Source organism: Saccharopolyspora karakumensis (assembly GCF_004349225.1).
GTDB lineage: Bacteria > Actinomycetota > Actinomycetes > Mycobacteriales > Pseudonocardiaceae > Saccharopolyspora > Saccharopolyspora endophytica.
The window spans coordinates 137,450-155,903 of the sequence record NZ_SMLA01000006.1; the positions used below are offsets into that span (position 1 = coordinate 137,450).

An 18,454-nucleotide genomic window follows, 5' to 3' on the forward strand; every position below is an offset into this window, starting at 1 on the left:
CCCGGAACGGGGGCGATCAACACCTCAGGCCGCGGCGCGCACCTGTTCGGTGCCGGATTCGGGGCGCGGACGGGTCTCCGGAGCACCCACCCAGGCCAGCAGGCCGAGGGCCGCCGTGGCACCCGTGACCAGGAACGCGGCCTGGTAGGAGACGGTGTCTGCCAGGACTCCGGCGATCAGCGGTCCGAGGATGGCGCCGAGGTCAGCGGCCTGCTGGAACGTCGCCAGCACCGTTCCGCCGCGCCTGTTGCCGCCGATGATGTCGGCGACCGCCGCGTTCTGCGCCGGGTTGAGCACGCCCGCGCCCATGCCCGCGATCAGCGACGCCGCCAGGAACACCGGGACCGACGTGGTGAAGCCCAACGACGCCGTCGCCACGCCCGAGACGACCAGGCCGATGAGCACCATCGGCTTGCGGCCGTGCCGGTCGGTCATGCGTCCCGAGAGCAGCAGCACGCCGGCGTTGCCGACGGCGAACACCGACAGGGCGATGCCGGACATCGACTGCGGCGCCTTGAGCGCCTCGACCACGAACAGCGGGACCAGGGCGATGCGCACGCCGAAGACCGCCCAGCCGTTGCCGAAGTTCGACAGCAGCGAGGCGACGTAGGAGCGCATGCGCATGGCCTCGCCCAGCGGCATCGACGGGGTCGCGTCATCACCCAGCGGGGCGGCCAGCGTCGACTTGCGCAGCAGGAACCAGCCGAGGAAGGCGGCGCCGAACAGCGCGATGCCGTAGGTGACGAACGGCAGCCGCAGCGAGTAGCCGACCATCACGCCGCCGACGATCGGACCGGAGACGTTGCCCAGAAGGAAGCTCGTCGCCCACACTCCCGAAGCGCGTCCGCGCAGGTGAGGCGGCGACATCCGGATCAGCAGGCCCACGCCCGCGACGGTGAACATCGTCGAACCGATGCCGCCGAGCGCGCGGAAGATCAGCAGCTGCCAGTAGGAGTCGGCGAACGCGCACGCCGTGCTGCTGATGCCGACGATCGTGATGCCGATGACGTAGATCGTGCGCTCGCCCGCCGCCGAGACCAGGCGTCCGCTCAGCGGGGCGAACAGCAGGCGCATCATCGCGAAGGCGCTGACGATGAATCCGGCGGCGGTGACTCCCACGTCGAAACTCGTGGCGAACGCGGGCAACGCGGGCGCGACGATGCCCATGCCGACGGCGACGATGAAGCTGCCCGCACCGAGGATCCAGATCTCCCGGGGCAGGGAGGAGAGGCCCTGGCTCGTGGTGGTCGTCTCTGACGCTGAGCCGCTGGACACAGGCTTCCTCCCGGATTCTGGACAGTACGAGCCACAGCAACCAACGCCACGCGCATGCGAGGAAATTCCGCCGAAGCGCTTTCGTGGCGCGCACCTCACCCACGCGGCCGAAACCCAGATCGCGGAACGCGAGAGCAAAGATGTTCACAAATGCGGCAAAGCCGCTGCCGTCGCTTCAAGTGCGGGACTCAACCCGCACCGCAGCGGGTTCTCAGCGGTTCTCTGGGGAGGACGCCGCGACGCCGTGTATTGGCATACATCAGGAGTGGCGCCCGGACCCGGAGGACCGCTGAGGTTCCGCCACCCGCACCGCCACGCAAAGCAAGCGCCAGAAATGTTCTAGAGCAAGTCGTCGATTCTGCGGGCGTAGGCCGTTACTCCGTAGGCGACGTCGAAGCCGATGGCTTCGGCGAAGCGCTGAGCGGTGCCACCTTCCTCGGTGTGGGCCGCGACCAGCAGCGCGCCCATGCGGCGGAGCTCTTCGGAGGCTTCGGTGACCAGGTCGTGGCCGATGCCGCGCCGACGGCGGCCCGGGCGGACCACGACCTGTTCGACGAGGCCGACGCCGCGCTCGACGAAGCCCTGGACGAAGCCGGCGATCCGGTCGACGCCCGGGTCGTCGACGACGAGCAGCACGCTGCGGTTCTCGTCGAAGCGATGTGCCAGGTGGCGGGCCAGGCGCTGCTCGCCCTCCTCGGACAGACCGGTCTCGTCGGCGTAGAGCTCGACGATTCCCTCCAGGTCGCGGTCCTCGGCCGGGCGCGTGACGCCGCGGCTGAAGCCCCGGGTGCGGTGCAGCAGCACCACCTGCTCCTCGACTGCGCGCCAGGCGGCGTCGTCGGCGATGCCCTCGATCTCCCCGACGGTCGTCGGCGAGGCGTAGACGACGGCTTCGGAACGGCCCGCCTCGGCGAACACCTGCTCCAGGTCCATCAGCGTTCCCGCCACCTGCGCGCCGGTGCCCCACAGGGCGCACGCGTGGTTGGCGACCGGCAGCGGGTTGTCCTGGTTGAGCACGACCGTCGCCACGCCCACCCGGGTGCGCATGCCGTAGCGGACCACGGCCGAGGCCAGGCGGGCGGTCTCGACCAGCCCGGCCAGCTCGCGGGCTTGCCTGGGGTCGAGGAGGGTCTCGTCGTCCGGATCGTGCAGCGGGTCCACAGGTTCATTGTCCCCTCAACCAATCCCGTTCCGCGTCGCCCTGCCGGATGTCGGTGCGGAGGGGCAGGATTGTTCGCGTGACGACGCCGGATCAGCTCGCCGAAGAACTGCTCGATCTCGAACTCGACTCCGACCCGATCGGTGCCTCGCTCTACGGGCTGCCGGGCCGCGATCACCTGCTGCCGGACATCTCGGCCGCGGCGGAGCTCACCCAGCGCGATCACGCCGAGGACATCCGGGTGCGGGCGATGGCCGTCGACACCACCCACTCCAGCTTGGAGGAGCGGCTGACCGTCGCCGTCGTCGTGCAGCACGCCCAGTCCACGGTCGACCGGCTCGACGCCCGCTCCCCCGAGTACACCGTGATCGGCAACCTGTTCGCGCCGGTCGCGGGCCTGCTGTTCCACCTCGGGCAGGTGCCGGTGAGCGGCAGGCAGCAGTCCGAGGACTACCTGCGGCGGATCGCCCGCGTTCCCGACTTCACCGCCGCTGCCGCGCAGCGCCACCGCGAAGGCGTGCGGGCCGGGCGGGTTCCGGTGCGCCTGCTGCTGGACGGCGCGATCGCGGACCTGGATTCCCGCCTGGCCCACCCCGACCAGGACCCGCTGCTCACCCAGCAGCTCCCCGACGACCTCTCCGAACAGCGCGAACGCCTGATCCGCGAGGTGGTCAACCCGGCGCTGTCCGAGTACCGCGAGGTCCTGGCGCGGGAGATCGCCCCGCACGCGCGGGACGCCGAACAGCCGGGGTTGTGCTGGTTGCCCGAGGGGCACGAGATCTACCAGCGGCTCATCCACGCCCACACCACCACCGAGCACACCCCAGGTGAACTGCACGAGATCGGGCGCTCGCAGCTGGCGTCGCTGCGCGCCGAGATCTCCGGGCTGGGCGAACGGCTCTGGGGCGAACCCGATCCGGAGGCGGTGCTGCGGCGGATGCAGACCGACCGGTCGCTGTGCTGGAACGAGCCCGACGAGATGCTGACCGCCGCGCGAGTGGCGATCGACAGGGCGACCGCGGAGGCGCCGCGGTGGTTCGGGCGGCTGCCGCAGCAGCCGTGCGAGGTGCGGCCGGTGCCGGGCACCCCGTCGGAGAGCACGCCGATCGGCTTCTACATGTCGCCCGCGCTGGACGGCTCGCGGCCCGGCGTGTACTTCGCGAACACGCTGCGCGCCGAGCAGCGCCCTCGGTTCGCCGCCGAGGTCATCGCCTTCCACGAGGTCGTTCCGGGCCACCACCTGCAGATCAGCCTGGCCCAGGAGCTCACCGAGCTGCCGCTGCTGCGCAGGCTCACCGGGTTCAACGCCTACACCGAGGGCTGGGGGCTCTACACCGAGCGGCTGGCCGACGAGATGGGGCTGTACTCCGGGGACCTGATGCGGCTGGGCATGGTCGTGCAGGACCTGCTGCGCGCAGCGCGGCTGGTCGTCGACACCGGGCTGCACGAGTTCGGCTGGAGCAGGCAACGCGCGCTGGAGACGATGATCTCCAGCACGACCCTGTCGGACCTGGAGGCCGCCTCCGAGGTCGACCGCTACATCGTCTACCCCGGCCAGGCGCTGTCGTACCTGGTGGGGCGGTTGGAGATCGAGCGGATCCGGGACGCCGCGCGGCAGCGGCTGGGCTCGGATTTCGACATCAGCCGGTTCCACGACACCGTCCTCGGGCACGGCGCGCTGCCGATCTCCACTTTGGAGTTCCTGGTCAACGATCAGCCCCCTGCTACATCCAGGTGACGCCGTCCCAACTCGCTCGAAATCGCAACGGAACGCATTAATGTCGATACCGAGCGTGTTCAACGCTGCGCGCGATCAAGCTCGGGTGGAGCTGGACAGGAGGCGCCGTGACCGGGACTTTCCACCACCGCCAGGAATTACTCCGGCGCGAAGCGGAGGCCCAGCTGCGGGACCGGCCTCTGCCGACGTGGCAGAAGCGCGTCCTGCACCGCTTCGCCGCCGAGCGCGACAACGGCTGGTACCCGTTGCTCAACCAGTTCGCACCGCACACTCCCCGGCAGCGGCCGGACCTGGTGCTCGTCGGCCGGATGGGCGTGCTGGTGGTGCTGCTCCGGGAGGCAGAGCCGGACTGGGAGGACTCGCGGGCGGCGTTCGTGTGGACCGCCGAGCTGCTGGCCGGGGCCGCGATCGGGCCCGGGATGCTCAGCGAGTCGGTGCTGCGCACGGTCGTGGTGCATCCGATCGAGCACACCGGGCGCAAGGGCCGCAGCGCCGATCACCTGGCGATCACCGAGGACGAGCTGGACCGGTTGCTCAAGCGCGGCGAGCGGATCTTGACCGCCGACGAGGCGCTGGCGCTGGCCAAGCACCTCGACAGCCGCACCTTCGACCTGACGCCGATCATGTGGAACTCCCAGCGCATCCCGAGGCAGCGCGGCAGCGTTCCCGAGGTGTTGCAGGAGCCGGTCGCCCCGCCGTCCCGGTGGCCTTTCCGGGACTGGCGCTACTTCCTCGACGACGCGCAGCTGGGCGCGGTGCGTCGCAGCTTCTCCGGTCCCGCGCAGATCAGCGGCCCGGCCGGGACCGGCAAGACCACCCTCGCGCTGCACCGGCTGGCCTACCTGGCCCGTCGCGGTGACGGCAAGCTGCTCTACACCGCGCCGCTGGACCGGGTCCCGGAGCGGGCCGCCGGCCGGTTCGCGCAGATGGCCCCGGAGCTGTCCGGGCAGATCGAGTTCACCTCGCTGCACGGGTGGGCGCGGGACTTCCTCGCCGGGCGGGGGCGTTCGGCCGACGTCGACGAGCAGGAGGTGCGGCGGGCGTTCGACGCGGTGTGGTCGCGGGACGAGGTGCTGCGCGGTGTCCGGAACTCGCGGGAGTACTGGAAGGACGAGATCGACCGGGTGATCAAGGGCCGCGGGCTCTCGTCGTTCGACGCCTACCGGACGGTCTCGCGGAAGGGCCGGGGCGGTCAGCTGCCGGCGGATTTCCGGTCCCACGCCTGGCGCTTCTACTGCGACTACGAGCGGGAGCTGTCCGAGCGCGGCGTCTTCGACCACAACGACGTGCTCAAGCGCGCGCTCGCCGAGCTGGAGCGGCGGCCGCTGCCCCGGCAGTACACCGGGGTGGTGGTCGACGAAGCCCAGGAGCTGACGTTGATCGGGCTGCGGCTGGCGCACGCGATCAGCGGCGACGAACCGGATCAGCTGCTGTTGGTCGGGGACGGGCAGCAGCAGGCCCTGGCGGGCGGCTGGCGGCTGTCCGAAGCCGGCATCTCGTTGCACGGGCGCGGTGAGGTGCTGCGCAACGACTACCGCAACCGGGGCATGGTGCTGGAACGCGCCGGGCAGGTGGAGGCGATCAACCGCTACGACGAGGGGCCGTCGCTGCCGTTGAGCGCGGCGCTGCCGGTGCGCAGCGGCGGGCGCGTCGTCGAGTGGCACGGCAAGGACCAGGAGCGCGCGTTGCTGGGCGCGCTGCTGGCGCTCGACGACGGCGCGTCGGCGGCGATCATCACCGAGACCGAGTCGGCGACCGAGCACTGGCTGCGCGTGCTGCGCGACGCCGGTGTCACCGCGCTACCGCTGGCGACCTGGGACGGCCGCGACACCTCCGACACCCTGGTCGGAACGGTCCTGGAGGCGAAGGGAGCGGAGTTCCGCACGGTGTTCCTGCCCGCCGAACCCGCTCCCCCTGCTGATTCCCGCGAGGACCGCGAGACCCACGAGCGCCGCCGCCTGGTGGCGATGACCAGGGCCCAGGACCACCTCTGGCTCTCCCACCTCCACTGACCGCTCGTCACCGGGGCGGGCGGAACTCCGGTTGGTCGAGGAGGCGGAGCCAGGTGCCGTCGGGTTGGCGGCGGGCGACCTGGGCTCGGGCGCCCGTGCCGTCCTCGGGCGGGGTCGCGGTGAGGGCGATGTCGCCGCTGATCAGGGTGGGCAACGAGGGTTCCGGTTCGAAGTGGGGGCGATTGGCCAGGACCTCCTCCCAGAGGGCCTGGATCGCGTCGCGGCCCACCGTCGTCTCGCCGGGCGGGTAGGCCAGTACCGCGTCGGGTTCGTAGAGCTCGGCCACTCCTTCGGCGTCGCCTGCGTTGCTTCGTTCGACGAAGAGCCTGGTCAGGTCTTCGGGTTCGCGGGCCTTATCGCGCATGTCGGTTCTCCTCTCGGCCGCGGGTCCAGCCTGCGTCGACCCTCGCCAGAAGTCCAACGGATGGTTCTTATGGGAACTAGAATCAGCGGTTGTGGACTTGCGTCAGCTGGAGTACTTCGTCGCGGTGGCCGAGGAGCGGAACTTCACCCGGGCCGCGCAGCGCGTGCACATCAGCCAGTCCGGGGTGAGCGCGCAGATCAGGCGGCTGGAGAAGGAGCTCGGGGCGGAGCTGTTCGACCGCTCCGCGCGAGCGGCGGAGCTGACCACGGCGGGCAAGGCGGCGCTGGAGCACGCGCGCAACGCGCTGGCCGCGGCGGGCGCCGTGGGGCAGGCGGTCGGTGAGATCACCGGGCTGCTGCGCGGGAACCTCAGCCTCGGGATGGTCATCGGCTGCACGGTCACGCCGCTGTTCGACGCGCTCGCCGGATTCCACCGCGCGCATCCGGGCGTGGAGCTGTCGTTGCGGGAGGACAACTCCGACCGGCTCGTCGAGGACGTGCGCAGCGGGACGCTGGACCTCGCGCTGATCGGCGCCGAAACCGCGCCCGAGGGGCTGGAAACCCTCACGATCCTCAGCGAGCCGCTGGTCGCGGCCGTCCCCGAAGATCACGAGCTGGCCGGGCGCGCGGTCGCGCTCGGCGAACTCGCCGCGCACCCGGTGGTCTGCATGCCGCCCGGAACGGGCCTGCGGGCGGTGTTCGACCGTGCTTGCGCGGCGCGCGGCGTGGAGCCGGTGATCGCGTTGCAGGCCAGTGCGGCGGGCGCGATCGCCGACCTGGCGCTGCGCGGGCTCGGCGTGGCGATCCTCAGCGAGTCGATGGCCGCCGAGCACCCCGGTCTCACCCCGCTGCCGATCACCGACGCCACCGGTCCCGCCCTGCTCGCGATCACCTGGCGGCCCGGGGCCAACGTCGCCGCGCGCGAGATGATCCGCCACTGCCGCAGAGCCCTTCGAACCGACTCCAGCACCACTCCCTGACACCCTCGCCGCCAACGGATTACCGCGGCACCAGGGCTTTTCGAATTCGCCCCCCAAGCGGGTTACTGCGGCCCGGAAGGTTCGCAGTTGACGGCGTCGCGGAGTTCGGCGCAGGGCCGGTGGCCGGAGTGCCGCAGGATGTCGACGCCCTCCTGGTAGGTGAGGAAGCGCAGGAACTTCGCCGGCAGGGACTCCGGGGCCGGTTCGCCGTAGGTGTAGGCGTACTCGGTCTGCCAGTACGGGTAGGCGCCCGCCTCGGCGGCGTCGAAGTCGGCGGCCTGCCCGTCGATGCGGACCTCGATGACACCGGGGTTGCTGTTCGCCGCGAAGGACTCGCTGTAACCGATGGCCCCGGGGATGTTCGCGACCGTCTCCAGCATCGCGGGGGTGCTGGTGCGCCGGCAGCGCAGCACCTGCCCGGCGGCGTCGCCGCGCACCTGCTCGCAGTCGGTCGAGTTCTCGCCGGGTTGCGCGGAGGAGCCGAAGAACCGCTCCTCCAACGTCATCCGGGTTCCCGACTCGGATTCGCGGTCTACCACGACCACCGGCAGGTTCTTGCCGCCGAGCTCCGCCCAGTTGCGCACCTCGCCGCGCAGCACGCGGCGGAGCTCCTCCTGCGTCAGGTTGTGGACCTCGGTTCCGGGGTTGGCGATGATGCTGAACAGCATGAACGCCTTCGGCCGGGGCACCAGGGCCGGGGAATCGGCGGCCGCGCCGCCATCGGAGAAGACCACCGTGTTCGCTCGGAGCTTCGGGTCTCTCTCGCCTTCGAGCCGTTGCAGGCCGTCGACGCTGCCGCGCATCCCGCTGGTGTCGATGTCCGCGTCGGAGCAGTAGTCCTCGTAGCTCTTGGCCGCCTGGTCCACCACGGGTTTGAAGGCGGTGGAGCCGGTGACCTCCAGGGTTCCCCTGGCGCATTCCAGCGGGGCGCCCGTTCCCATCGTCTGGCCGAAGATGAACGGCTCGGTGAGGCCGACCATGAGCAGGAAGCAGATCAGCGCGACGACCCAGCGCGGAGTTCCGGTCTGGCCGCGGGTTTTGGAGATCCGGCCGTCCCCGGCCTTGGTGATGGTGCCGACCACCTCGGGCTCGGGCAGCGTGCCCTCCTGCTTGCCCGCTCGTTCCAGCACCACGAGGACCTTGTAGTGGTCGTCGGGGTTGAGCTTGACCTTCGGGAGCTTGACGATGCCGACCTTGTGGCCGTCCTCCTCCTCTTCGTCGCTGGCGTCCGGCCACTTGTCCTTGTGGAAGAAGCTCTCCAGGTTGTCGTCGCTGAGCTCGGTGACCAGCACTCCGGCGACGGTGCGTCCCGGGAACCTCACGGACAGGCCGAGGTTGTCGGTGTCGGGCGTGGCGTAGTCGCCGGTGTTGATGGGCGCGCTGCCGATGTTCTCGATGCGGATCAGCACGAACGACGGGTGCTTCAGCCGCTCACCGGACTTGCGCTCCAAGCGCTGCCAAGCCCGCGCGTGCTCCGTGTTGAGCCCGGAGGGCGTGGTGTCCATCTGTATCCGGTAGCCGAGCCGCTTGCGCCCGACGATCGCGAACTCCCACACGAACGCGATCACCGGGATCAGCACACCGAGAGCTGCGAGGATCTCCTGCCACGGGAACCCAGTCACGACCGCCTCCGCGAAACGAATTGGGTCGTAACGGTATTAACCCCCAGTCCTCGATCGACCGAGTTCAGCCACCAATTCCCGCGCTGTTCACCACCCGTTCAGCAGTCTTCGGCGGGGGCTCCTGCCGCCAGGACTCGGAGGCGTTCTGCGTCGTCGAAGTAGCGGGCTTCGCCCGACAGGTAGCCGTGGAGCATCCGGAACAGGAGATCGACCAGGTCGTTCATGCCCGCCTTGGCCGCGCTCTCCGCCGCGCACATGAGGTTGGGGCGTTCGGTGTCCAGCCAGTTCACCGCCGACTCCTGGTTCGACAGGGTCGGCATCGCCACCGGTCGCGGCAGGCCGCCCGCGTCGGGGTCCCGGGTCGGCTGCAGGATGCGCAGCGCCTGATCGGCGGTGTGCAGGTAGAAACCGAACAACCGGGCCACGATCGCCGGTCGATCCTGCTCCAGCTCGGCGAGTTCGGCCGCGTAGTCGCCGAGCAGCGCGTGCATCTCGTAGCGGCCGTAGCTGACCTCGGTGAGCAGGTGCGCGCGGACCAGCACGTCCAGCAGCCGCCGCGTGGTCTGCACGTCGTCGGCGCCCAGCAGGGCGGTGAGCGCGAAGACGCCGATGCGGTGACCGGCGTGCCTGCAGGTGAAGCCGTAGAGCCGGAACAGGCGGGCCGCGTCCTCGGGCAGGTTCCGGTAGGACCAGGAGAACACCGCGCGCACCGAGGTGTGCTCGTCGCCGGTGTCCAGCGCGTCCAGACCGCGCTGCTCGTCGGTGAGGTCCTCCAGGAGCTCGCCCACGTCGCGGCTGGTGCTCTGGTGGATGCGCTCGGCGGCGACCCGCAGCGCCAGCGGCAGCCGGGCGCACCGCTCGATCAGCGGCTGGGCGGTTTCGGCGCTCATCACCTGCTCGCCGAGCCGGTCGGTGAGCAGCGCGTGCGCCTCGTCGGCCTCCATGCGGTCCAGGACCAGCCGGTACGCGCCGTCGCGGGCGCTGAGCCCGGACAGCGAATCGCGGCTGGTGACGACCACGAAGCTCGTGGGCGTTCCGGGCAGCAGCGGGCGGATCTGGCCCGGTGCGGCGGCGTTGTCCAGCACGATGAGCATCCGCCGCTGGTCGACCACGGTGCGGAAGCGGGCGGCGCGCTCGGTGGCGTCGGCGGGGATCGCATCGCCGGGAATGCCCAGGGCGCGCAGGAATCCGGCCAGCACCTCGGTGGTCGTCAGCGGCTGGTCCGGGCCGTAGCCGCGCAGGTCGACGTAGAGCTGCCCGTCCGGGAAGCGGTCCCGCGCGGCGTGCGCCCAGTGCGTCACCAGCGCGGACTTGCCGACCCCTGCGGTACCGGCGACCACGGCGATGGGCACCTCGGGCTTCTCGCTGAGCCGGTCGAGTTCGGCCAGCGCGGCGTCGCGACCGACGAAACCCGGTACGTCGTGCGGAAGTTGCGCCGGGCGCGTCACCGGGCGCGCGGTGGGCGGCTCGAACTCGATGTGCTCGCCGGCGAGGATGCGCTGTTCGAGCTCCCGCAGCGCGTGGCCCGGTTCCAGCCCCAGCTCGTCGACGACGGTCCGGCGCGCGCGGCGGTAGACCGCGAGCGCGTCGGCCTGCCTGCCCGAGCGGTACAGCGCTGTCATCAGCAGCGCGTGCAGGCGTTCCCGCAGCGGGTTCTCGCGCACTAGCTCGGTGAGCTCGGCGATGATGAAAGCGTGCCTGCCGCAGTCGAGTTCGGCCGCGTGCAGCTGTTCCAGCGCGACCAGGCGGCGTTCGTCGATGCGCTGCGCCTCGCCGGCCAGCTCGGTCAGGTCGAGGTCCTGGTACGGGCTTCCGCGCCACAGGCGCAGGGCTTGGCGCAGCATGTCGGCCCGGCGCTGCGGGTCGAAGTTGCGCTCGGCGAGGTCCAGCAGCGTTTCGAAGCGCTCCACGTCGAGCTCGTCGGGTTCGACGTGCATCCAGTAGCCGCCCGCGTCGGAGACCAGGCGTTCAGGTTCGCCGAGGGTCTTGCGCAGCCGGTGGACCAGCAGGTGCAGCTTGCTGCCGCCGCGCCGCTCCGGCTCGCCGCCCCAGAGCGCGGCCGAGAGCCATTCAGCCGAAACGGGCGTGTTGGCGTGGGCGAGGAGGAGGGCGAGCAGCCTTTGCCGCAGCAGCCCTGGAACCGGTACCTCCGCGGTGCCGTGCCGCACTCGAACCGGCCCCAGCACGTCGAACCGCACCGGATTTCACCCCCGAAGAACAAGGTCGAATGGTGAGACCGAGTTTCCTCGGGTCCGGGGTTTCCGCGCAAGAAATTCGGGCGGCATTTCAGCAGAATCGACCCGATAATCGCGCTTGATTATTCCAAAAGCGTGAAATTCACGCTAGTCGAGGGAGCGCTGCGGCAGACCCGCCAGCCGCGACAACGCCGCGAACCCCTCGTCCGAGCCCGGCCAATGCCGGTGCACGGCGTCGGGACCGGCCCGGCGCACCACGGACCGCAGCACCGCAACCACGACGATCGCGTCGTCGGCGTAGCCCAGCACCGGGACGAAGTCGGGCACCAGGTCGAACGGCAGCGCGAGGTAGGCCAGCAGGGCGCCGAGGCGCACCCGCACACCGCGCGGCATCTCCGGGTCGACCGCCAGCCTGCGCAGCAGGCGCAGGGTGTCCGGCAGCAGCTGCAGCGCCTCGGACAGCACGCCCTTGCGCGGGCACATCACCAGCAGGACCACCACGAGCGCCAGCCAGGCCAGCAGCAGACCCGCGGCGAGGCTCAGCAGGGCAGTCACCAGTGTCATGCCACGAGTGTAACGATGGTTAGACTTCGCAGGTAGGGATTGGTGAGTGACACCATCCGGTCAGGTGCTCGCCTCAGCCGCGTACACGCGTTCGGCGAAGGCGTCCAGGGAGCGAGCGCAGGCGTCCACGGCCGCGACGGTCTCCACCGCGCGCGGGGCTCCGAGGGTGTCGCGGGCGCGGATCTTGTCCAGCCAGCGGCGGAGCTTGGCGAGGTCCTCCTCGTTCTCCTCCAGCTCCGCGTAGGTGAACTTGCCGGCCTCGGTCTCCTTGTCGATCTCGGCCTGGAAGTCCTCGCACCGCGACAGGACTTCCTCGTACTCGGCGTCCCGGGCACCGTGGAACGCGGCGACCACCTCGTCCTGCCCCGCCAGGGCCTCGGCCCGCAGCAGCTGCCCGGTGCCGCCCATGCCCTCGATCTCGACCCGCAGCTTGCGCAGCGCCCGCTCGGCCTCGGCCGACTCCGGCAGCACGGCCACCGAGTTCGCCAGGTACACCGCCCCGGCCGCCTTCAGCCGGCGCCACACCGTCGCCCGCAGCCTCGTGGGCTCCCCCGGAACCCGGTACACCAGCATCAACCACGTCCCAGCCGTCACACCCACAGTCTCCCGCATCGCCGCAACACCCCACCGCCGGTTGCGCTCGACCACCCGTTCATTGCGAATGCGATCCCGCCCGTCGAGCAACGGGTTGCCACCCGCCCTCGGCGACGCGATGGTGTTTTGACCAGCGAGCACCGTCGGCACGATGTTTCGAGGCGCCAATGGAATCGATCCTGATCTTCGCCGCAGGCGCGGCACTGCTGATCTACAGCGCCGAGAAGCTCGTCGGATATCTCGTCGGAATGGCCGCCGGGCTCCGCATCTCGGTGTTCCTGCTGGCCATCATCTTCACCGGTATCGAATTCGACGACATCTTCCTCGGCGTGGCGCTCAACATGGAGGAGCTCGACGGCGTCGCGCTGGGAATCGTGTTCGGCACGGCGCTCTCCCTGCCCGGGGTCGTGCTGGCCCTGGCCGCGATCCTCACGCCGACGAAGGTGAACGTCCCGCGCGACTACCTGGTGCTGTTCGCCGTCGCTCCCCTGGTCCTGATCGGGTTCGTGGCGTTCGCGCCGATGAACGTGTTCGTCGGGCTGGTGCTGCTGGCGCTGTTCGTGGCGTTCCTCGGCTACGTCGTGGTGCGCGAATCCCGGGGCGCGCGACCGGTGTTCCGCGACGCCGAGCTGTACGAGGCGTTCGCGACGACCCGCGAGGGCGGCGGGACCGCGGTGGCCGAGCTGCCTCCGGACGTGCCGAAGGAGCCCGGTTTCGCCGACCGGATGCCCTTCGCCGAGGCGCGCAGGTTGCCCGGCTGGGCCGGAGCCGCGCTCGCGGTCCTCGCGCTGGCCGGGCTCATCGCGGGCGCGTGGGCCACCGGCATGGGCACCGAGGGGATCCTGGAGGAGTTCGGCCTCGAAGGCACGCTGTTCGGCGCGACCATCGCCACGCTCGTGCTGACCATCGAGGACATCTTCCTCACCGTCGAACCCACCCGGCGCGGAGCTCCGGAGATCGGCGTCGGCAACGTCATCGGCAGCGTCGTGTTCTCGGTGACCGGCAAGCTCGGGATCATCCTGCTCGCAGGGGGTCTCGTGGTGGATTCGAGCGTGCTCAGCTGGCACCTGCCCGCTCTGGTGGTGCTCACGGCGCTGGCCGCGTACTTCCTGTCCACCGGGCGCCTGCGCCGCTGGCACGGCTTCGTGCTGCTCGCCGGTTATGTCGTGTACTGGGCCGTCAGCTACGGCGTTCTCGGCACCGTCCCCATCGAACTCGACTGACGCGGAACCCGGCCTCCGCCGAGCGAGAACGATCGGTCCTCGAACTGAATCGCGGGAGCCCACCGCGGCAACCTCCGGAGTGCCCGGGACGTCTGCTGGGTGTTGGACGCACCGACTCACTGGGGGAGTGAACATGCGACGTGCACTGGGGATCGCGGGGGCTTTGGCCGCGGCGCTGACCGTCGGGGGCACCGGGCTCGCGAGCGCCGCGGAGGAACCCGTCCCGATCGGGCCGGACTGCTACAAGACGCTGTGCCTGGGCCAGTCCGAGCAGGACGCGCTGGCCACCGGACTGGTCGTCGACGAGACCCCGGGCGAGCCGCCGCAGGGCTGCAACGTGCTCGACTTCCGGCCCGAGGAGGGCCAGGGTCACCCGGGCAACGGCGTGTTCGTCCACCCCACCCGCGGCGTGGTGGAGATCCAGGGCACCGACAGGATGCGGACGCCCGAGGGCGCCGGGTTCGGTCAGACCCTCGACCAGGTCCGGGCGATCTACCCGGACCTGTACAACGTGCCGCCGATGGACTTCACCTACGGCGCGGACGTTCCGGGACGGCCGGGAGTGCGCTACATCTTCGCGTTCAAGGACGACGGGTACCTCGCTGACTTCGGCCTGGAGGACGTGGCGGGCATGGACGCCTGCTGACACCCTGAAGTTCGTGAGGTCGTAGCAGGTCAGAAGGGTCAGGGTCGAATCTCGGGGTTGGGTTTCGCCGGGGGCGCCGCTAGCGTTCGATCAACGTTCCAACACCCCTGGGGAGACCCGCTCGATGACCCGAAAGTCCGATGAGGAAAAGGCCCGCGACCTCACCGCCAAAACCGGCCGCAGCTACGACGACGCGCTGCGGCTGGTCCACATCTCTCGCAAGACCAAGCCCACCGTCGCCGAGGCGGCGTTCGCGCTCGGCCACCCGCTCGCGGTGCTCGCCGACGGCCCCGGAGAGCCCGTGGTCGTCGGCACCTCCGGGTTCGGCCTGCAGCTGCGGGACGTGCGGCTGGCCTACGGCACCGGCCGTTCTTCGGACGTCGTGGTGATCACCAGCATCCCGATGGCCGGTGAGGAGGTCGAGGAGCACCTGCTGCCCGAGGTGCTGAGCACCTTCCTGCGTTTCCGGCACTCCTCGTACGAGGAGCTCAAGCGCACCAGCCCCAGGGAGAGCTGGGACCGCGCCCAGGCCGCCGTCCCCGAGCCCGTGGAGATCTCCTTCGCCGGAGCCACGACCTCGGGCACCCGGATCAGCGCCGACGGCCTCAGCGCCCTGCGCGTCCCCTACCTCCACGGACAGGTCGTCGTCGGCACCATCGGCACCGACCTCCCCACCCTGACCCTGGCGGGCTGAATCAGCGGCACCGCGCGACCGCGAACACCGACTGCCCGAACGGCATCCGGATCTTGGGCTCGATGCGCCGCTCGATCGGCACGTACAGCTTGTCGTAGGCCGTCAGCAGGGCGCCTTCCTTGGGCCGACCGCCCAGAAATCGGCAGGTGACGTACCAGGCCAGCAGCCCGGGGCCGTTGATGTAGTGGCAGCGCTGCACCTCCAGGCCCGCGTCGCCCAGCACCCGCGCGAGACCGGCGGTGCGGTAGCGGCGGTGGTGACCGATGGCGCGGTCGAACTCGCTCATCGCGAACTTCGCGGGCGTGGCACAAGGGGCCCGGATCCTCGACGGATCCGGGCCCCCCTGGTGGTGTGCGTCAGAGAGCTCGCCAGTCGAGGACCGCGTCGGCGAGGCCGGTGATGGTGGCCAGCAGGCCGAGGCGGGCCTTGCGGAGCTCGGCGTCCTCGGCCATGACCATGACCTCGTCGAAGAACGTGTTGATCGGGGCCACCAGCGGGCCGGCGATCGTGGTGAACTCGGCGAGGGTCGTGGTGTCCGACAACCGGCCGGCGACCTCGGCGACCGCGGTGTGCAGGTCGCGCTCGGCCTGATCGGTGAGGCGGTCCGCGTCGTAGGCGGGCTCGGTGCCCTCCGGGACGATGCGGCGGGCCCGCTGGATCACTGCGACCAGCGCGGCGAAGTCCTCGTCGTTGATCCGCTTCTCCAGCTCGGCCAGCGTCGTGTCGGCCACCGCCGGGGCGTCGGCGAGCGGGAGGACCGCCTGCACGAGCCGGTGCTCGTGGTCGGCGTCGAGCAGCTGCTGCTCGTAGCGGCGGACGATGAACTCGTGCGCCTCGGCCAGGGCCTCGTCGCTGAGCGTGGAGCCCTGCGAGGCGACCTCGGTGCTCGCGGCCTCCAGACCCGCCCGCAGCGTGATGGCGCTGGCCGCCGGGGTGGCACGCAGGATCGTCACCACACCACCGGCGGCGCGGCGGAGGCCGAACGGGTCGGAGCTGCCGGTCGGGTTGGCACCGATCGCGAACAGGCTCGCGAGCAGGTCGAACCGGTCGGCCAGCGCCAGCACCGCGCCCGGGTTGCTCTCCGGGAGCTTGTCACCGGCTCCGCGCGGCTGCTCCATCTCGGCCAGAGCCGTTGCCACGGCCGGGGTTTCGCCCGCGCGCAGCGCGTACTCGCGGGCCATGGTGCCCGCCAGGCCCGAGAGCTCGACGACCATCTGCGAGGCGAGGTCGAACTTCGCCAGCGCACCGGCGCGCGCGACGGTCTCCTGATCCGCCCCGGACAGCCCGGTCGTGGCGCCGAGGGCGACACCGACCCGGGTGATGCGGTCGGCGCGGTCGGCCATCGAGCCCAGCCGCTCCTCGAAGGTCAGCTTGTGCAGACCCTCGCGCAGCTCCTCGGGCTTGCGCTTGAGGTCGGCGCGCCAGAAGAACGCGGCGTCCTCGTAGCGAGCGCGGAGCACCGACTCGTTGCCCTCGCGGACGAGGTCGACGTCGCAGTCGCCGTTGGCGACGGCCACGAAGTGGGGCAGCAGGCCGTTCTCGCCGCGCACCGGCAGGTAGCGCTGGTGCTTGCGCATCACGGTGGTGAGGATCTGCTCGGGCAGTTCCAGGTAGCGCTCGGCGAAACCGCCCAGGATCGGGTTGGGCCGCTCGACCAGGTTGGTGACCTCGTCGACCAGCCCGGCCTCACCGGCGAGGTCGACGGTGCCGCCGACGCTCGCCGCGAGCTCGGTGGCGGCACCGACGATCGCTCGGCGACGCTCGGCGGCATCGGCGACGATGCCGTGCCCGGCCAGGAACTCCAGGTAGCCGTCGGCGGAGGCCACCGGCACCTCGGGCTCGGCGGCGGTGCGGTGCACCCGGGTCGTGGTGCCGCTGACCAGCGAGGACACCGCCACCGGCAGCGGGGTGTCGCCGAGCAGCGCGAGCAGCCAGCGGACCGGGCGGCTGAAGGACAGCTTCGGGTCGCGCCAGCGCATGTTCTTGTCGGCGCGCAGCTCGCCCACCAGCTGGGCGAGCAGGTCGGCCAGCACGACCGGGGCGGTGCGGCCCTGCTCGGTGCGCACCACGGCGACGTGCTCGACGCCGTCGGCCTCGACGCGGCTGAGCTCCTCGGGGGAGACGCCGTGCTTGCCCGCGAAGCCCTGCGCGGCCTTGGTGGGCGTGCCGTCCTCGCCGAAGGCGGCGGAGGTCTTCGGGCCGCGCACGGTGCGCTCGGCGTCCGGCTCGGCCGGAGCGACGTCCGCGACCTGCACGATGATGCGCCGCGGCGTCGCGAAGGCGCTGATCTCGCCGTGCGCCAGGCGGGTCGAGGCGAGCTTGGACTCCAGCGAGTCGCGCACCGAACCGGCCATCGTGGACACGTCCGCGTGCGGGAGCTCTTCCAGACCGATCTCGAACAGCAGCGTCGCAGGTTCGCTCACCGTCGGCAGCTCACCGGCCGTCGCGGCGGGCACCGCCTCGACCACGCCGAGCGGGTGGCCGAGCTCGTCGCGGCGCTCCGCCCACAGCTGGGCGACGCGGCGGGTGAGACTGCGCATCTGCCCGAACGCCTTGGCGCGCTCGGTGGTGCTGATGGCGCCGCGCGCGTCGAGAACGTTGAACATGTGGCTGCACTTGAGCACGTGCACGTACGCCGGCGAGGGCAACCGCAGGTCCAGCAGCCGGTCCGCTTCGGCGGCGCTGGTGTCGAACATGCGGTGGGTGGCCTCGATGTCGGCGTCGTCGAGGTAGTAGCGGCTCATCTCGTACTCGGACTGGCCGAAGATCTCGCCGTAGGAGACGCCGTCGGAGTAGCGGATGTCCTTGAAGTGGTCGACGCCCTGCAGCGCCATGATGATGCGCTCGATGCCGTAGGTGATCTCCACCGACACCGGGTCGAGCACCAGGCCACCGGCCTGCTGGAAGTAGGTGAACTGCGAGATCTCCAGCCCGTCGAGCCAGACCTCCCAGCCCAGGCCCCAGGCGCCCAGCGCCGGGGACGCCCAGTTGTCCTCCACGAAGCGGATGTCGTGCGCCTTGGTGTCCACGCCGAGCGCTTCGAGGCTGCCCAGGTAGAGCTCCTGCGGGTTGCCCGGGTCGGGCTTGAGGATCACCTGGAACTGGGTGTGCGTCTGCAGCCGGTTCGGGTTCTCGCCGTAGCGGGCGTCGTCAGGGCGGACGCTGGGCTCGACGTATCCGACGTGCCAGGGCTCCGGACCGAGCACCCGCAGCATCGTGGCGGGGTTGGCGGTGCCGGCTCCGACCTCGGTGTTGAACGGCTGCATGATCATGCAACCTCGTTCGGTCCAGTAGCGTTGCAGCGCCAGCAGCGCGTCCTGCATCGTCGGTGTGCTGCTCTCGGTCACCGGTTCCGAACCCTTCATCGCCCGTGGTCATGTGGATACTCT

The 18,454-nt window shown here is 70.8% G+C and carries 15 protein-coding genes; 6 read left to right on the plus strand and 9 right to left on the minus strand.

The features are described from left to right. Positions 1 to 24: 24 nt before the first annotated feature. The gene (locus E1202_RS06535) at positions 25 to 1,275 is read right to left on the minus strand and encodes an MFS transporter (protein ID WP_207918488.1); all 1,251 of its coding nucleotides are present in this window, start codon (positions 1,273 to 1,275) and stop codon (positions 25 to 27) included. Positions 1,276 to 1,614: 339 nt separating this feature from the next. Beyond that, complete coding sequence (locus E1202_RS06540) at positions 1,615 to 2,436, minus strand: GNAT family N-acetyltransferase (protein WP_132681647.1); 822 nt, start codon at positions 2,434 to 2,436, stop codon at positions 1,615 to 1,617. Positions 2,437 to 2,513: 77 nt separating this feature from the next. Here E1202_RS06540 and E1202_RS06545 point away from each other — a divergent pair, with 77 nt between their 5' ends. Both E1202_RS06545 and E1202_RS06550 read left to right on the plus strand, forming a co-directional pair. Further along, positions 2,514 to 4,172: a DUF885 domain-containing protein gene (locus E1202_RS06545; RefSeq protein ID WP_235877787.1), complete on the plus strand. Its 1,659-nt coding sequence runs from the start codon at positions 2,514 to 2,516 to the stop codon at positions 4,170 to 4,172. 107 nt (positions 4,173 to 4,279) lie between these two features. Continuing rightward, complete coding sequence (locus E1202_RS06550) at positions 4,280 to 6,184, plus strand: UvrD-helicase domain-containing protein (RefSeq protein WP_132681649.1); 1,905 nt, start codon at positions 4,280 to 4,282, stop codon at positions 6,182 to 6,184. Between the two features lie 7 nt (positions 6,185 to 6,191). Here E1202_RS06550 and E1202_RS06555 read toward each other — a convergent pair whose 3' ends face one another. Then, a complete protein-coding gene (locus E1202_RS06555) occupies positions 6,192 to 6,548 on the minus strand; it encodes a YybH family protein (RefSeq protein ID WP_132681650.1) in 357 nt (118 codons plus the stop codon). 91 nt (positions 6,549 to 6,639) lie between these two features. Between E1202_RS06555 and E1202_RS06560 the strand changes: the two genes are divergently transcribed. Next, complete coding sequence (locus E1202_RS06560) at positions 6,640 to 7,527, plus strand: LysR family transcriptional regulator (protein ID WP_132681651.1); 888 nt, start codon at positions 6,640 to 6,642, stop codon at positions 7,525 to 7,527. 62 nt (positions 7,528 to 7,589) lie between these two features. On the opposite strand, the gene E1202_RS06565 is transcribed toward E1202_RS06560, so the two are convergent. From E1202_RS06565 to E1202_RS06580, 4 genes are all read right to left on the minus strand, one after another. Beyond that, positions 7,590 to 9,149, minus strand: coding sequence for a substrate-binding domain-containing protein (locus E1202_RS06565; protein ID WP_132681652.1), 1,560 nt, complete (start codon positions 9,147 to 9,149; stop codon positions 7,590 to 7,592). 98 nt (positions 9,150 to 9,247) lie between these two features. Then, positions 9,248 to 11,347, minus strand: coding sequence for an AfsR/SARP family transcriptional regulator (locus E1202_RS06570; protein WP_132681653.1), 2,100 nt, complete (start codon positions 11,345 to 11,347; stop codon positions 9,248 to 9,250). Between the two features lie 144 nt (positions 11,348 to 11,491). After that, complete coding sequence (locus E1202_RS06575; RefSeq protein ID WP_132681654.1) at positions 11,492 to 11,908, minus strand: YkvA family protein; 417 nt, start codon at positions 11,906 to 11,908, stop codon at positions 11,492 to 11,494. A gap of 60 nt (positions 11,909 to 11,968) precedes the next feature. Then, entirely contained in the window at positions 11,969 to 12,520 is a 552-nt protein-coding gene (locus tag E1202_RS06580) for a Chromate resistance protein ChrB (protein ID WP_165943754.1), read from the minus strand. Between the two features lie 149 nt (positions 12,521 to 12,669). Here E1202_RS06580 and E1202_RS06585 point away from each other — a divergent pair, with 149 nt between their 5' ends. The 3 genes from E1202_RS06585 to E1202_RS06595 all read left to right on the plus strand — a co-directional run bounded on the left by E1202_RS06585 (position 12,670) and on the right by E1202_RS06595 (position 15,065). After that, positions 12,670 to 13,725 (plus strand): sodium:calcium antiporter, encoded by a 1,056-nt coding sequence (locus E1202_RS06585; RefSeq protein ID WP_132681655.1) that lies wholly within the window; start codon positions 12,670 to 12,672, stop codon positions 13,723 to 13,725. A gap of 133 nt (positions 13,726 to 13,858) precedes the next feature. Beyond that, a complete protein-coding gene (locus E1202_RS06590) occupies positions 13,859 to 14,371 on the plus strand; it encodes a hypothetical protein (protein WP_132681656.1) in 513 nt (170 codons plus the stop codon). A 124-nt stretch (positions 14,372 to 14,495) separates the two neighbouring features. After that, positions 14,496 to 15,065, plus strand: a complete 570-nt coding sequence (locus tag E1202_RS06595) for a hypothetical protein (protein WP_132681657.1) — start codon at positions 14,496 to 14,498, stop codon at positions 15,063 to 15,065. Between the two features lies 1 nt (position 15,066). Here the strand turns inward: E1202_RS06595 and E1202_RS06600 are convergent, their stop codons facing one another. Together E1202_RS06600 and E1202_RS06605 are read right to left on the minus strand one after the other, a co-directional pair. Beyond that, positions 15,067 to 15,351 (minus strand): hypothetical protein, encoded by a 285-nt coding sequence (locus E1202_RS06600; RefSeq protein ID WP_207918489.1) that lies wholly within the window; start codon positions 15,349 to 15,351, stop codon positions 15,067 to 15,069. 70 nt (positions 15,352 to 15,421) lie between these two features. Beyond that, entirely contained in the window at positions 15,422 to 18,412 is a 2,991-nt protein-coding gene (locus E1202_RS06605) for a glycine--tRNA ligase (RefSeq protein ID WP_235877789.1), read from the minus strand. Positions 18,413 to 18,454 lie beyond the last annotated feature (42 nt).